This window comes from Lysinibacillus sphaericus (genome assembly GCF_000600105.1).
GTDB classification, from domain to species: domain Bacteria; phylum Bacillota; class Bacilli; order Bacillales_A; family Planococcaceae; genus Lysinibacillus; species Lysinibacillus sphaericus.
Window position 1 is genome coordinate 2,760,602 of the sequence record NZ_CP006837.1, and the last position, 14,631, is coordinate 2,775,232.

Below are 14,631 nucleotides of genomic sequence, written 5' to 3' on the forward strand. Positions count from 1 at the left end.
GCAAAATAGAGGTAATAACTAGGAATTAGGAGGGCTTGAATTGACGAAATTATTTGAACCATACCAATTACAATCGATTACCTTAAAAAACCGCATTGTCATGGCCCCCATGTGTATGTATTCTGCGAAGGAAGACGGACTTGTAACACCATTCCATCTTGTGCATTATGCAACACGCGCCGCTGGGCAAATTGGTTTAATACTATTGGAAGCTACTGCAGTAGTACCTGAAGGACGCATCTCTAGTAATGACCTTGGTATTTGGGATGACGCTCATATCGAAGGGTTACAACAATTAGTAACAAATATGCAAGCTTACGGAGCTAAAACGGGCATTCAGCTTGCCCATGCAGGGCGTAAAGCAACTGTAGAGGGTGAAATCTTTGCCCCTTCCGCGATGGCTTTTAGTGATGCTTATAAAACACCACGTGAGATGACACTTGCCGATATTGACAATGTTATTGAAGCCTTTAAAAATGCAGCTGTGCGCGCTCGTCAAGCAGGCTTTGATGTGTTGGAGATTCATGGCGCACATGGCTATTTGATTAGTGAATTTTTATCACCTGCAACAAATAAACGTAGCGATCAATACGGTGGCTCACAGGAAAATCGCTATCGCTTATTGCGTCAAGTCATTGATGCCATCCGAAGCGTCTGGGAAGGTCCCCTACTCGTTCGTGTATCTGCTGAAGACTATGCACAAGATGGCACAACAATGGAGGACTTTATCGTCTTTAGTCGATGGATGAAATCGCAAGGCGTAGATTTAGTGGATGTCTCTACTGGCGGAGTCGTACAGGCAGATATTCATCCATTCCCTGGCTACCAAGTGCCACATGCGGAAGCGATTAAACTTGGCGCAAATATCCCTACTGGTGCAGTGGGTCTAATTACAATTGCGCAACATGCAGAAGAAATATTGCAAAATAATCGTGCTGATTTAATTTTCTTAGGTCGTGTTTTATTGCGCGAACCTTACTGGCCTCTGCATGCTGCCAAAGAACTCGGCGCAAAAATCGAACCGCCCGTGCAATATGTTCGTGGTTGGTAATACAAAGTTGGCTGATAGCTTAGAATCTTTCAAGCTATCGGCGTTTTTTTGGCATTTGTGGCGATTGGGCTGATTTTCGTGGCGATTACTTCCTTTTTCGTGGCGATTGCGCTCAGGTTAGTGGCAATTCCCAAACTTACTTTGCTGTATATTTTTTAATTGCTGGTATGATGTCATGGCCAATGATTTCGATATTCTTCATAATTTGATCGAAAGGTACGCCTCCAAAATCAATTTGTGCCATAAAACGTTGCATGCCATACAGTTCATATTGATAAAGCAACTTTTCAATAATTTGTTCTTTACTACCAACCATAAGGGCATCTCGTGTATCAATTGCTTCAGCAAATTGTTGTTTTGGATAACCACCCCCACGAATTGCTTGGAAGCCTCCATTAAGGTGAGGATACATATTTTGCAAAGCTTCTTTTGATGTATCAGCCACGTAAAATAAACTTGTTGTTGCTATCGGTAGCTTTTCTGCATCAAAACCACTTCGATCAGCTGCTTCACGATAAGCATCCACGGAAGGTTTAAAGTTAATAGCAGGTCCACCTAATGTCGTTAACATCATTGGAATGCCCATATAGCCAGCTTTTATGGCACTTGCAGGAGGACCACCAACCGCGCGCCAAATAGGCAATGCGCCATTTTTTGGCTGTGGTAAAATTTGCGCATTATGAAGCGGTGCTCTATACTGCCCTTCCCATGACACAAGTTCTTCTTCATTGAGCTTTTTTAACAGTGCTAATTTTTCCTCAAAAATTTCTTCGTAGTCTTGTAAATTGACACCTAGTAAATGATAGGCTCCAACGCGCGACCCTCGACCTGCTACAATTTCCGCACGTCCATCTGAAATTAAATCGATGGTGGCAAAATCCTCATAGACTCTTACTGGATCGGATACACTCAACACGGTGGCAGAACTTGCAATTTTTATTTTTTTCGTCGCTTGTGCAATGGCACCTAACACGACTGTATGGGCCTGTGTTGTAAAATACGACTGATGACTTTCCCCTACGCCAAAAACATCAATGCCAGCTTGCTCCGCTAATTGGCTCATTTCAATTAGCTCTTGTATACGTTGCTGAGCTGAAATCCGATGACCTGTTAAAGGGTTCGGAATATGATCTCCGAGTGAATAAAGTCCAAATTCTAAACCTGCTGATTGATCGATACGATAATTTTCCATTGTACGCTCCCCTTTAATCGAGTGGTTCTAAAATCGCTTCAATTTCTGTGCGCTGTGCTTCTAAAAATGGTGGCAAATCAAGTTCTCTTCCTAAATCCTCTATAGCAGAATCTACCGTAAAACCAGGCCCATCTGTTGCCATTTCAAAAAGAATGCCATTACGGTCTCTAAAATAAAGGCTCTGGAAGTAATAACGATCGACAACGCCTGTGCTGTCTAAACCATGCGCTTTAATTACTGCATCCCATTGTTGAAGTTCTTCTACTGTAGCTACGCGCAGTGCAAGATGATGAATACTTCCTCGACCTGGTTTTTCACTTGGTCCTTCCAACTCCTTGACAATGATTTCACCCAACGTTTCGCCAGCAATTGACTGAAGTCGTACTTCTATGTCATCTTCCGTGACAACGCTATAGTCAAAAAGCTCTTGTAATAAATTTACTGTACGCTGTAAATAACGAACAGTCATTTCAACTGTGCCCATCCCTAAAATACGATGCGCTGATGCAATATCAGACCCATCCCATGCTTGCCACTCGGCTGGTATTGCTTGTCCATTATGATTTAACAGCACCATGCGCAAGCCTTCATGATCCTCAAAAAGCAAAGCATCTTTGCCAGCATATGTTGTAATATCACTGTGCTCCACTTGTAATAGCTCAAAACGTTTTTTCCAATATAGTAAACTATCATAGCTAGGTACTAATAAGCCAATGCGCGTAATGGCATTCGTTCCACGGACAGTACGTCCAGCTACAGGCATTTCAAAAAAAGTTAATTCTGTTCCGGCTGCCCCTGTAAGATCTCCATAAAATAAATGATACATCGAAGGAGAATCTTGATTGACTGTTTTTTTCACCCGACGTAAACCGAGGATTTTTGTGTAAAAATCGTTATTCTTTTTGCCATTTTTCGTTAACATTGAAATATGATGATGACCGCTAATTTTTTGCATATAAAGTCCTCCTAATGTTTTCACTTGACTACGCAAGTGATGAAGTAAAAAAAATCACACCTCGGGTAATTTTTTTTCTCGACTATGTTTTTCTAGTTTTGACAGCAGCGTATATAAAGCTTTCATTTCTTCTTCTGATAAAACCTCTTCAAAAAATGAGGATTGAAAGTGAAGTTGGCTTGGCGTAGCAGCATCGATCAATTCCATCCCTTTTACCGTGAGCGATATCGTTTTGGTCTTCCAATTTTGCTTGCGCTCTATAAGCCCCTCTTTTTCAAGGCGTGCAAGCATTCGTGACATACCACCTTGGGTCACAGTAACCTTTTCTGCTAGTTGTGATTGCGTTAATGGTGCATAGGTTTTGATTTGAATGAGCACATCAAACTGTGCAGTTGTTAAGTTAAAACGCTTTAAAAATTCATTCGATAGCTGATTACTTTGATTGGTAAAGCGCATCATCCGCAACCATGTAAGTGAGCCGAGTGTATGTTTTTCCATCACTTCGCCCTCCCTTCCTCGAACTGTAAACTCACTTTACCATGCAAGTGAGAACGGTGCAAGGAAAATATCTCGAATATGAGATATTTTTTTAATTATAAAATTCCATGTGACGTAATCGGATGTAAGCTTCCGTTAAAAGCAAATGAAATTCTTCCCGTTTCTTCTGATATAACCATAATAAGGGCATCACTACGCTCACTTAAACCAATTGCAGCTCGATGTCTTGTACCGAGTTTTTTATCACCGGTATAAATATCTGACAGTGGAAGCACATTGGCCGCTGAAACAATGCGGTTGCTTCTAACTAACACAGCACCGTCATGGAGAGGATTACCTGGGAAAAAAATAGATTCTAATAAAGAATGCGTAAGTTCTGCACCAATATGAATTCCCGGCTTAATCAGATGATCTACGGCGTCTTTTCTTTCAAAGACAATTAATCCACCGTGTCGTCTTTTTGACATGTTTTGCACGCAAATTGATAGTTCTGGGTATTTTTCTGTAAATGGGGACAAATAGCAATTTAAATAAAACGTTGCCGCTTGCATTTCAATCGTTAAAAAGTTGCCTTTTATTTGCTCTAAATCTGTCAGTAGACAATCTTCTTGAGAATCCATTGAGGCTAAACTTTGCTGTAAAGAAGTAATGACTTGTTTAAGCTCTTCTTTTATTGTTTGCTTTAGTGGAGCAGCGTCACAGTTTGATTGCTTCATGTAACACACCTCTTTTTCTACATAATGATTCACCACTTCGTCCTATTAGTTTTCCTTGAAGGGAATTTTTTATTCGTATTTCGCTCATTTTACCATTTTTGAAAGCCTAATAAAAAAACACGCTGCATTTTTTGATAATCCAAAAAATGCAACGCGTTGTCATAACTGCTACATATGACCAGCACGAATTTTTTTTATAATGCTAAAAGTTGTATAGGCCGCTGCAGGGGCAAGAACTGCAATAAGAATTAGCCATACTTTCAAGCTTTCAGTTGTTTTTAACACTTCATAATTTGAAATAACATAGATAATAAGTCCGCCTAGTAATAAATAGCTTAATACGTTGGGAAAGATAACAAGTAAACGTAAAACAGCTGGTGGCATCTTTTGTTGATCCATTCAACCACTCCCTTTTTACTTAATTATACGGAAATCATCTATTAAACGCACTATATTTCTATAATAAGACACGCTACTCATTATACGACGTCAACGATTATACTTTATACTTTCCAGCAGATTGTTCTAGTTTTTCTGCTGTCCCATTTAGCATATCGATAATCGCCGTCATCTCATTCATGCTCGTTGCTTGATTTTGCGCTTTTTGTGCAACCGCATCTACACTAGCGGATGTCTGCTTGGCTAATAATGAAACATCTTCCATTGTAGCGGTTACTTCTTCCGTACTCGCGGCAATTTCTTCCGTTGAACTAGAAACTAAATCTACTTGCTCAGCTAACACTTGCACATCATTATGGATGCCTTCAAAGGATTGTCGAGCCTCACTTGCAATGGCGTGACCTGCATGTAAAACATCTGCTGTTGTATAGATAGTAGATACTATATTCGTCGTTTCTTTTTGGACATTCATCACAACATGTGAAATGCGATCTGCAGCAACTTTCGATTCCTCTGCTAATTTACGCACTTCCTCCGCAACAACGGCAAAGCCTTTACCAGCCTCACCGGCACGAGCTGCCTCGATTGATGCATTTAGTGCTAGCAAATTCGTTTGATCAGAAATACCTGTTATAACATTCGTAAATTCACCAATCATTGCAGATAGTTTTTCTAATTCCTGCATACTCGCAACTGAAAGATCTGTTTTTTGATGAACATCTTCCAATTGATTTTGCAAGCGATTCATAATGTGCAAACCATTATTGGCATTTTCTTCGGTGTTACGAGAAATCGTAGAAATTTCTGCAATCGAATCAGAAATATGCTGAATACTACGCGCTAATTCTTCCATAGATTGGGCGCTATCTTCTGTATTTTTTAATTGCCCAAATGAAGCTTGTGCAACTTGATGCGATTCATCTTGAATATTGTGCGCTGAATCCAAAGTTTGATGGGCATTTCCATGAATAATGTACGTCGCCTCTTTTATTTGCGTAGCATCCTGTTTTAAATCTCTCATAATGTGTTGGAAGTTGTCCATCATCCCATTAAAAGATGTAACCAATTGACCAATCTCGTCGTTCGAACTTACATCAATCCGCTTCGTTAAATCTGCCTCTCCTTTGCTAATATCCTCTAGTGAATTACGCACTTTTAAAATGCGAGAAACTTGTCGATTAATTGAAAAGCCTGTGATGAGGAATATAACACATACGACTATTATGGAGGCAATAATTGTCCCCAATAGTATATTCGACAACACTTCATTCGACACAATAATTGCTAAAGAGGTACCATTTGATAAAGGCTTTACATATTGTGTAACACGTTTCCCATCATAACGCCCAGAAAATTCAGTATTTTTTGCCGAAGTAAATTGCGCTTTCGTAAAGCCAATCTTAGTTAAATTTTTATCCGTTGTTGCAACAATGGGCTCTCCTTGTTCATTTACAACTGCTGCAAAAAGGACCGTTTTAGATAAATATTTGTTTAGTTCATTTATGTAATATTCACTGCCAATACTAGCTTCTAAATCTAACAGTTGTTGACCGTGTCTTGCTACTTGGATAATTTGCGGTGTAGCTGGATTCCAACTATTAACACCAACAAATTTAAAAAATTCGCTATCCACGTCGCGAATCTGTGCTTTTTGCACAATTTGTGTAGCGCGACCATCTAATAGCTGCATATATTCAGCAGCTTGTCCATTTGGATCGGAACCAAAATTAAAATCAATATATGGTGCTACCGATGTCACTGCCGTATTCCCTTTATCATCGGTACTCCAAATTTCGTCAATCCCGCCTCGTTCAGCGATTTCTTTTAAATCTTCATATGTAGCACCTTTGTCAATAATGTACGAAGCCATCACAGATTCCGCAATCATTTCCTTCTCCATAATTTCTTCTGCTTTTGCTCTGGATTGAATAGCCCCTTCCATGCCCATAACAATTGAGCTAGCGAGTGCCTCACCATTACTCTTGACGCTTTTATAGGTCGCCTGAAAAATGTAAACAGAAAATGCGCCAATTATTAACACCACGATGGCCATAATTTCCAGCATCATTTTCCATTTCATTGATTTCCCCATTGACTATTCCCCCTAAAGTAGGATTGTTTCCATTTCATCATACAACATCATTTCCCTACATTTAATGTAATTTTTCATAATTTTAAATAATAAATTTATTCTAACGATGAAATTGTCATTAATTTGTAATAAAAAATTACCTATCTATAAAGTTGCTAGAAAAATACCAATAGAATGATCTTTTTCTCATATTTATTGTAAAAAAATAAGTTATTTTAGAAGTTTACTTTTTCTGTCCACGACTTTTTCTAGACTTATAGACCCAATAGAAAAACACCTATTTTAATGAAGGCTCATTAAAATAGGTGTTTCAATTTCAAAATAATTACTTTTCATCCAATGCATATAATTATACTAAAATAACAAATTATTATTACTCCAATAAAAAACCGCTTGGTCCGATGTAAGGAAGGTTTGTGGGAAAATGGCTTGTGCTTGGGCTAAAAAAATTGGTAAATCATGTGGTAAAAAACGTGCACTTAAATGGTTCAGAAGTAAATATTTCGCACCAGCTTTACTTGCTACCATCGCTGCTTCTACATTGGTAGCGTGACCATAGCTCGCAGCTAAATCCGTAGTACTCCCATCAAATGTCGCCTCATGCACAACAACATCTGCTTGTTCAGCCAAGGAAATGGCTTGTTCACAATATTTTGTATCCCCCAAAATCGCAAGCGTAAAGCCTTTTTTCGGAGGTGCAACAACATCCTTTGCTTGAATAATGGTGCCATTATCAAGTGCAATATCTTGTCCTTTCTTTAACTGTCCAAGCAATGGTCCTTTCGGTACGCCGTAGGATTGGACTTTGTCCATCAGTAACTCACCAGGTAAATCCTTTTGCTCTATACGGTAACCAAAACAGGGCACGACATGGCGTAATTCACTTGCACGCACCGTAAATTTATCATCTTCGTAAATGACGCCTTCATGTACTTCTACAAATTGCAATGGATACGTTAAATGGGTTTTTGATAAAGCAAATGTCTGCTCTACCCATTGTTGTAAGCCGGCTGGGCCATAAATGGTCAACGGCTCATCTCCACCTTGAAATGAACGTGAGCTCAAAAATCCAGGTAAACCAAATATATGGTCGCCATGTAAATGGGTAATGAAAATTTTTGTCACTTTACGTGGCTTTAAAGACGTATGCAAAATTTGATGCTGGGTCGCCTCGCCACAATCAAAAAGCCACATTTCACCGTTTTCCTCTAATAGCTTAACCATTAATGCGCTCGTATTGCGCTCCTTCGAAGGCATGCCTGCTCCTGTTCCTAAAAAATGTAGTTGCATAACTGCCACCTCAATTCTTTTTCTGTTGTTCTATTGTACCTTATTGCGAAACATAAGAAAAACCTTTGGTGAAAGCAATCGCCAAAGGTTTTTCTTATTATTTCGGTTGCCATGATACAAGTGCTGCGTGGAAATCATGACGGTAGTAATAACGCCCATTTTTTTCTTCTATAAATGGAGCAAGTGAGTCCTCAACATGCGAGCGGTTAAAGTCTGTACTTAATATTTTTTTACTTTGCGTTGTCACAAGCTGGTCATACGTTTCATATTCATACGTACGCTCCAAAGGAATAATTGTACATTCTGCATAAATATCCATTTCATACAATAAATTTAAAAATTCAATATAATCTCTTCGGGGATATTTAATATCATAACCATATTTCTCATGTAATACTTCATAGTGTGGTTGAATTGGACCAGTAGTCATGCCAATAATTGCTCGCTTTTTAGCCAACCGATTCATGTGATATAATGCCGATTTAATTTCGTACATACGATAAAAACAGTTTACACCAAGCACAATGTCATGTGCTGTCAGCTCATTTTCTTCAAGTTTCTCCCACTTCGCATGGACATAGGAAATATGCTTGTTTTCTTGTAAACATTGTTGTAAATAATCAAGGATGCTGTCTGAGCTATCTACACACGTTAACTCTCGTACATAATCTGCAAGCGGGAATGTATAATTGCCCCACCCTGGTCCAATTTCAATCACTGAATGTTCTGGACGAATATGTTGCTTCATTGCTTCAAAAATAAGTGCTGCATAAGGATCCGTTTGCCCCGATTTTTTGCGGGCGATCGATTGAGACCAAAATTGTTCCTCTAATTGATCGTTCACCATCCGCTCTGGCATTTGTCCTTGCCAATCCTTCATACCTTCTTGCCATAATGCTTCATAATTAATAGCTAATGGTCCTTTTCTTGTCATCCATTTACCTCAATTTTTAACATATCATATATTTTTTCCATATCTAAATTGGCACGCACATGTGATGCTAGCATATTGTAAGCATCTTCCCGTCGTTCCGCATCACTTTTGACTTCACTTGGTAATGTAGCAAGCCCTTTTTTTGTACGCATTTCGTTAACAAGCTGACGTGTAAACGTACGATTATGGAAGATTCCGTGGAAATATGTACCGATTACTTGTTCATCCGCACTTACTGCTCCATCTACACGACCATCTGCTAGCTGTAAAAAAGGTGACACTTCATCCCGTAAAATTTTTGTACGACCAAGATGAATCTCATAGCCTGTTAAAATAGCTTGCCCACGTGTTCCAGACATTTGTACGGTTTTTTTATCTCCTACAAATACGGTCTCCATCGGTAACAAGCCGAGACCTTGCGCTGACTCGCCATTTCCTTCTACGGCATCTGGATCTAATAACACTTCACCAAGCATTTGAAAACCGCCGCATATGCCAATAATTTTTGTTCCGCGAGCGCGTAGGTTTGTAATTGCTTGTTCAAAGCCTTGTGCCTTCAGCCATGCTAAATCGTCCATTGTACTTTTAGTGCCCGGTAGGATAAGCAAATCCGGTGTGCCCAACTCTGTCACATTGCCGATTAAACGTACCCCTACCTCTGGCTCATCAAAAAATGGGTCAATATCAGTAAAATTTGAAATGCGAGGTAAACGAATCATCGCCACGTCTACTGGAAATTCGCCAGGCTTTGGCTTTTTAAAGCGCAAGGCAGACAGTGCTAATGAATCTTCCGCTTCAATATTGACATCAACATAAGGTACAACACCTAGAACAGGGATGCCTGTTTCTCGCTCGACCCATTCAATGCCATCATCTAATAGCTCGCGCATACCACGGAATTTGTTAATAATCAGCCCTTTAACACGGGCACGCTCTGCATCATCAAGCAATGCAAGCGTCCCGATAATGGAGGCAAATACACCACCGCGGTCAATATCAGCAACTAAAACAACGGCTGCATCGGCTAAATGAGCCATGCGCATATTGGCGATATCGCGATCCTTTAAATTAATTTCAGCTGGGCTACCGGCACCTTCTAATACAATAACATCATATGTATTTTGTAACGTACGAACCGACTGCTCTACAATTGGCATGGCTTCTTGGACAAATTGATTGCGATAGCTTTTCGCATCCATATTTAAAAAATGCTTGCCGTGGACAATGACCTCTGATACCATATCCTGCTTTGGTTTCAGTAAAATCGGATTCATATCAGTTGTCGCCACAACCCTTGCCGCTTCAGCTTGAACCCCTTGTGCACGCCCAATTTCTCCGCCATCCTCTGTTACAAATGAGTTTAGCGCCATATTTTGAGATTTAAATGGCACTACTCTCAACCCATCATCAGAAAAAATACGACATAATGCCGTACATATCATACTTTTTCCAACGTCAGAGGCTGTTCCTTGAATCATAATTGATTTTGCTGACATTTTGATTTTCCTCCTAACAACACTAAGGAAGATTAGACTATCCCCCAATGCGTATATGATCGAAATGAATCCAGTTGATGTTAAAATTCAAGGCCTTTGACAGCAGGAATTCCTTCTTCATAGTAATGTTTCGTTGCATCAATTGTTGACACCAAATCTGCCATAGCAACAAGAGCAGGATTAGCACTGCGTCCTGTTACGACAAGATGCATTGTAGAAGGGCGATGTGCAATGGCTTCAAGCACTTCAGCTAATGGCAGCACATCATCAATCGGAAATTTAGTAATGGCAAGTGCATTGTTCAGCTCATCTAACACAAGTAAATCAATGCTGTCATCTTGTAAAGCTTCCTTTGTTTTTTGCCATGCCTTCGCTAATGCAACACGGTGCTCCTCTGGTGTTTTCGTCCATGTAAAGCCTATGCCCATTTGCTCCATTTCTACGCCAAGTTTGGAAAGGGCAATTTGCTCACCATACGTACGCTCTGGTGATTTGATAAATTGCATATAACGCACATGTAAACCACGCCCTACTGCGCGCAATGTTACACCAAGAGAAGCTGTTGTTTTACCTTTGCCATCACCTGTATATACCAAAAACAAACCTTTTCTAGCCATTTTCCCTACCCCCTTTAAAGCCAAGTGGTTTTTTCTTCAAATGATGTACGCTTTTTATCTTTAAGCTCTTGTTCTTCTGGATAACCTATAAAAATAGTACCGACAACTTTTTGATTTTGGTCCGCACCGATAAATGTATGCATACGTGCATCATGAACAAGCCCAACACCTCGTGTCCGCCACACAAATCCTAGCCCTAGCTCCTCTGCGGCTAACCACATAGACATAATGGCACTACAAACAGCGAAAATATTATCTGCTGTAGCATCTTCATCATTCTCCACCATATCAGCAGTCACTACAATGGCAACAGGCGTCGTTTGCACAACTTTTAATGAACTCTCCACTAAATGAGGCTTCGTTGGAAAACGTTCTTGCAAATAAGTACTTGCCATTTTCTCATAGCGCTTCATAGCATCATTTTGTAAAACATAAAAATGCCACGGCTCACGCATGCGGTCGTTCGGTGCATAGGTTGCTGCTTGTAAAATTTGTTCAATTTTTTCCTTTTCTACTGGCTGTGTTGTATAGTTGCGAATGGCACGACGATTTTTTAACGCTTCGATTACTGTCATGATGATGTCCTCCTTTAAGTAGGTCTTTTTAGTCAACTGCTCTGTTGTCTGACTAGCTAAAAGCGAGCCCTTGCTCTTCAAACCATTGTATTTTTTCACGTACGTTGACTACATCTCCAACGACAATCATAGAAGGATTATGATATCCCTCCCGTTCAATAATGCTAGCAATATTGTGAAGTGGCCCAGTTATCGTGCGCTGTTGTTCGGTAGTACCCCATTCAATAACCGCCACAGGTGTAGTTGCTGGACGTCCATTTTCGATAAGCTTTTTTGAAATATAGGCAATGTTTCCAACACTCATATAAAAAGCGACTGTATCAATTCCAGTTGCGAGTGCTGGCCAATTTAAAAAATCTTGCCCCTTTTGCTCGCGCCCATGACCTGTCACAAGTGCAAAGCTTGTGGCAAAATCTCTATGGGTCACAGGAATACCTGCATAAGCAGGAGCTGCAATGCCAGCCGTAATACCTGGTACTACTTCATAGGCTATACCATTATTTTTTAATATTTCTGCTTCTTCAGCACCACGGCCGAAAACAAAAGGATCGCCACCCTTTAAACGTGTTACAACTTTGCCCTCTTGAGCTTTCTCAACAAGCAATGTATTAATTTCATCTTGAATAAGGTGGTGCTTACCAGGCAATTTACCACAGTACACAAGGTCAGCATCTTTTTTCGCAAATTCTAATAATTTTGGATTCACTAGACGATCGTACGCAATGACATCGGCCTTTTGAATACATTCCAGCCCATATACTGTAATGAGCTTAGGATCTCCTGGGCCAGCTCCTACTAAATATACAATTCCCTCTTTCATCGCGTTTCTCCCGTCAATAGTTGTTGTAAAAATGCCTCTCGTCGATCAATTTCTCCATTACGTGTCCATTCTAATAAGTTTGGCTCAAGAAGTGCTTGTAACGCTGCACGTCTTTGCTCACCTTTTTCAAAATTGGCTGCAACCATTAGTCGAGCTTGCTGTAAAAAACAAACATAATCTTCATAAATAGCATCGAATTGCTCAGCTAAATCTTGTTTTATTTTTCGTGCAAGAGCTGGGCTTGCTCCAGATGTAGATACCGTCAGCACTAAAGGACCGCGACGAACAGTTGCTGGTGTAATAAAATCACTTTCACCTTGCACATCTGCGCGATTTAAGAGCTGCCAATGTTGGGCTGCCTCTTGTACCGCATCGTTGACGTTGGTATCATTTGTCGCAGCGATAATAAGCGTTGCATCATCTAAATCACGTGGTTCAAATTCCTTGGCACGCCATGTAATTTCGCCTGATTTGACAAGGGGCACTAAAGTGTCATGTAAAGTCGGACTAACGACGACAATGTTTGCTTTCGCTGGTAGTAGGGAAGCAACCTTTTGAGTCGCTACATGCCCACCACCAACAATGACAACTGTTTTAAATTCGATATTGAGATGGATAGGAAAATAACTAGTCATATGTTTTCACCTTCTTACAAGCAGTTAACCAGTTATCTACTAGCTTAGGGTTAGAAACAAAATGAAAATGCGTATACCCCGCTACTACATTGCCTGTTTGATAACCTTCTTGTTTTTTGCCAAAACGTCCTTGTGTTTCGTAAGCGGGCGTATCGTGTGTACCACTGTATGTGGAATAATGGAATTCATGGCCCTTTGCTTCTTCATTTTTTCCGATTAAAAAGTTAGACGCAGTGCCAAAAATTTCACGATAACCAAGTGCTGCAAGCTTTGTTTGCATCATTACTTCTCCCGGAATAACACCTAGCATTTCATAGCGCTCACCTTGGCTGTTCGTAATCGCTTCTGTTAAATACATAAAACCTCCACATTCAGCTAATGTAGGACAACCTTTTGCAATTGCCTCACGAATGGAATGTTTTACGACCGTATTTTTTGCAAGTATATCGGCAAATTCCTCTGGGAACCCCCCACCAATATAAAGACCATCTGCTTCAGCAGGAACAGGTTCATTAGCAAGTGGTGAGAAAAATTGCAAAGTGGCTCCTTTTGCTCGTAATAATGCTAAATTTTCTTCGTAATAGAAGTTGAATGCCGCATCTTTTGCAACAGCAATACAAATATTTTTTGATGGCTGTGCCGCAAATAGCTGACCTGTCTCTTGTAGGACAGGTGCCTTTGTTAAAGCTAACAATAAATCCAAATCAATCGTCTCTGCCATTAAAGCACCTAGCTTGTCAAAAAATGTATCAAGCTCACCTCGTTCAATCGCTGGAATAAGCCCTAAATGACGACTTGGAATGTCAATGCCTGTTTCTCGCTTTAAATAGCCGATAACAGGAATACCACATTCTTGCTCAATCGCAGCTTTGGCAATTTCATAGTGACCGACACTACCTACTTGATTGGCAATAACGCCAACAATAGTAGGCTTGTCAGATAGAAGCTGAAAGCCCTTGACTACAGCAGCTACACTGCGAGCCATACTTGCGCAATTGACGATTAAAATCACAGGGCTTTCTGTAACGACACTGATTTCTGCTGCCGAACCTTCATCCGATAATGGACTTTTACCATCGTAAAAGCCCATCACCCCTTCAATAATTGAGACGTCTGCATCTTTGCTTGCACGTGCAACAATATCTCGGACTGCATCATGCGAAAACATCCAGCTATCAATATTCCGTGATACTCGTCCTGTTACCGCTGTATGATAACTAGGGTCAATATAATCTGGACCACATTTAAACCCTTGCACGACATTGCCTTTTTCTTGCAATGCTTTCATCAGTCCTATCGTGAATGTTGTCTTACCAACACCACTACCTGTCCCTGCAAGTACAAAGCGATTTGTTTGCATA

The 14,631-nt window shown here is 40.2% G+C and carries 15 protein-coding genes; 1 reads left to right on the top strand and 14 read right to left on the bottom strand.

What is annotated here, in order from left to right; genetic code table 11:
• Positions 1–40: 40 nt before the first annotated feature.
• The gene (namA, locus tag T479_RS13175) at positions 41–1,051 is read left to right on the top strand and encodes an NADPH dehydrogenase NamA (RefSeq protein ID WP_025219882.1); all 1,011 of its coding nucleotides are present in this window, start codon (positions 41–43) and stop codon (positions 1,049–1,051) included.
• A gap of 136 nt (positions 1,052–1,187) precedes the next feature.
• Here the strand turns inward: namA and T479_RS13180 are convergent, their stop codons facing one another.
• The 14 genes from T479_RS13180 to T479_RS13245 form a co-directional block, all read right to left on the bottom strand.
• Positions 1,188–2,243: an LLM class flavin-dependent oxidoreductase gene (locus tag T479_RS13180; protein ID WP_024361090.1), complete on the bottom strand. Its 1,056-nt coding sequence runs from the start codon at positions 2,241–2,243 to the stop codon at positions 1,188–1,190.
• 13 nt (positions 2,244–2,256) lie between these two features.
• On the bottom strand, positions 2,257–3,198 hold the full coding sequence (locus T479_RS13185) for a ring-cleaving dioxygenase (protein WP_024361091.1): 942 nt from the start codon (positions 3,196–3,198) through the stop codon (positions 2,257–2,259).
• A 54-nt stretch (positions 3,199–3,252) separates the two neighbouring features.
• Positions 3,253–3,696, bottom strand: coding sequence for a MarR family winged helix-turn-helix transcriptional regulator (locus T479_RS13190; protein WP_024361092.1), 444 nt, complete (start codon positions 3,694–3,696; stop codon positions 3,253–3,255).
• A 95-nt stretch (positions 3,697–3,791) separates the two neighbouring features.
• Complete coding sequence (gene cdaS / locus T479_RS13195) at positions 3,792–4,412, bottom strand: sporulation-specific diadenylate cyclase CdaS (RefSeq protein ID WP_024361093.1); 621 nt, start codon at positions 4,410–4,412, stop codon at positions 3,792–3,794.
• 168 nt (positions 4,413–4,580) lie between these two features.
• Positions 4,581–4,811 (bottom strand): hypothetical protein, encoded by a 231-nt coding sequence (locus T479_RS13200; protein ID WP_024361094.1) that lies wholly within the window; start codon positions 4,809–4,811, stop codon positions 4,581–4,583.
• Positions 4,812–4,908: 97 nt separating this feature from the next.
• Entirely contained in the window at positions 4,909–6,903 is a 1,995-nt protein-coding gene (locus T479_RS13205; protein WP_025219883.1) for a methyl-accepting chemotaxis protein, read from the bottom strand.
• Positions 6,904–7,257: 354 nt separating this feature from the next.
• On the bottom strand, positions 7,258–8,193 hold the full coding sequence (gene rnz / locus T479_RS13210; protein WP_025219884.1) for a ribonuclease Z: 936 nt from the start codon (positions 8,191–8,193) through the stop codon (positions 7,258–7,260).
• Between the two features lie 97 nt (positions 8,194–8,290).
• Positions 8,291–9,127: a class I SAM-dependent methyltransferase gene (locus T479_RS13215; protein WP_025219885.1), complete on the bottom strand. Its 837-nt coding sequence runs from the start codon at positions 9,125–9,127 to the stop codon at positions 8,291–8,293.
• Entirely contained in the window at positions 9,124–10,623 is a 1,500-nt protein-coding gene (locus T479_RS13220; protein WP_025219886.1) for a cobyric acid synthase, read from the bottom strand. Before T479_RS13220 ends, T479_RS13215 begins: the two co-directional genes overlap by 4 nt.
• A gap of 80 nt (positions 10,624–10,703) precedes the next feature.
• Positions 10,704–11,240 carry a cob(I)yrinic acid a,c-diamide adenosyltransferase gene (locus T479_RS13225; RefSeq protein ID WP_024361099.1) on the bottom strand — a complete coding sequence of 179 codons (537 nt, stop codon included), beginning with the start codon at positions 11,238–11,240 and terminating at the stop codon, positions 10,704–10,706.
• A gap of 14 nt (positions 11,241–11,254) precedes the next feature.
• Positions 11,255–11,815, bottom strand: a complete 561-nt coding sequence (locus T479_RS13230; RefSeq protein ID WP_024361100.1) for a nitroreductase family protein — start codon at positions 11,813–11,815, stop codon at positions 11,255–11,257.
• A gap of 52 nt (positions 11,816–11,867) precedes the next feature.
• Positions 11,868–12,635, bottom strand: coding sequence for a uroporphyrinogen-III C-methyltransferase (cobA, locus tag T479_RS13235; protein WP_024361101.1), 768 nt, complete (start codon positions 12,633–12,635; stop codon positions 11,868–11,870).
• Positions 12,632–13,270 carry a precorrin-2 dehydrogenase/sirohydrochlorin ferrochelatase family protein gene (locus T479_RS13240; RefSeq protein ID WP_025219887.1) on the bottom strand — a complete coding sequence of 213 codons (639 nt, stop codon included), beginning with the start codon at positions 13,268–13,270 and terminating at the stop codon, positions 12,632–12,634. Before T479_RS13240 ends, cobA begins: the two co-directional genes overlap by 4 nt.
• Positions 13,263–14,630 (bottom strand): cobyrinic acid a,c-diamide synthase CobB, encoded by a 1,368-nt coding sequence (locus T479_RS13245; RefSeq protein WP_024361103.1) that lies wholly within the window; start codon positions 14,628–14,630, stop codon positions 13,263–13,265. Before T479_RS13245 ends, T479_RS13240 begins: the two co-directional genes overlap by 8 nt.
• Between the last annotated feature and the right edge of the window lies 1 nt (position 14,631).

Bases quoted from the DNA above. Each gene is read 5' to 3' on its own strand.
- T479_RS13180 (WP_024361090.1), bottom strand. From the start codon at position 2,243: ATGGAAAATTATCGTATCGATCAATCAGCAGGTTTAGAATTTGGACTT.
- T479_RS13185 (WP_024361091.1), bottom strand. From the start codon at position 3,198: ATGCAAAAAATTAGCGGTCATCATCATATTTCAATGTTAACGAAAAAT.
- T479_RS13190 (WP_024361092.1), bottom strand. From the start codon at position 3,696: ATGGAAAAACATACACTCGGCTCACTTACATGGTTGCGGATGATGCGC.
- cdaS (WP_024361093.1), bottom strand. From the start codon at position 4,412: ATGAAGCAATCAAACTGTGACGCTGCTCCACTAAAGCAAACAATAAAA.
- T479_RS13200 (WP_024361094.1), bottom strand. From the start codon at position 4,811: ATGGATCAACAAAAGATGCCACCAGCTGTTTTACGTTTACTTGTTATC.
- T479_RS13205 (WP_025219883.1), bottom strand. From the start codon at position 6,903: ATGGGGAAATCAATGAAATGGAAAATGATGCTGGAAATTATGGCCATC.
- rnz (WP_025219884.1), bottom strand. From the start codon at position 8,193: ATGCAACTACATTTTTTAGGAACAGGAGCAGGCATGCCTTCGAAGGAG.
- T479_RS13215 (WP_025219885.1), bottom strand. From the start codon at position 9,127: ATGACAAGAAAAGGACCATTAGCTATTAATTATGAAGCATTATGGCAA.
- T479_RS13220 (WP_025219886.1), bottom strand. From the start codon at position 10,623: ATGTCAGCAAAATCAATTATGATTCAAGGAACAGCCTCTGACGTTGGA.
- T479_RS13225 (WP_024361099.1), bottom strand. From the start codon at position 11,240: ATGGCTAGAAAAGGTTTGTTTTTGGTATATACAGGTGATGGCAAAGGT.
- T479_RS13230 (WP_024361100.1), bottom strand. From the start codon at position 11,815: ATGACAGTAATCGAAGCGTTAAAAAATCGTCGTGCCATTCGCAACTAT.
- cobA (WP_024361101.1), bottom strand. From the start codon at position 12,635: ATGAAAGAGGGAATTGTATATTTAGTAGGAGCTGGCCCAGGAGATCCT.
- T479_RS13240 (WP_025219887.1), bottom strand. From the start codon at position 13,270: ATGACTAGTTATTTTCCTATCCATCTCAATATCGAATTTAAAACAGTT.
- T479_RS13245 (WP_024361103.1), bottom strand. From the start codon at position 14,630: ATGCAAACAAATCGCTTTGTACTTGCAGGGACAGGTAGTGGTGTTGGT.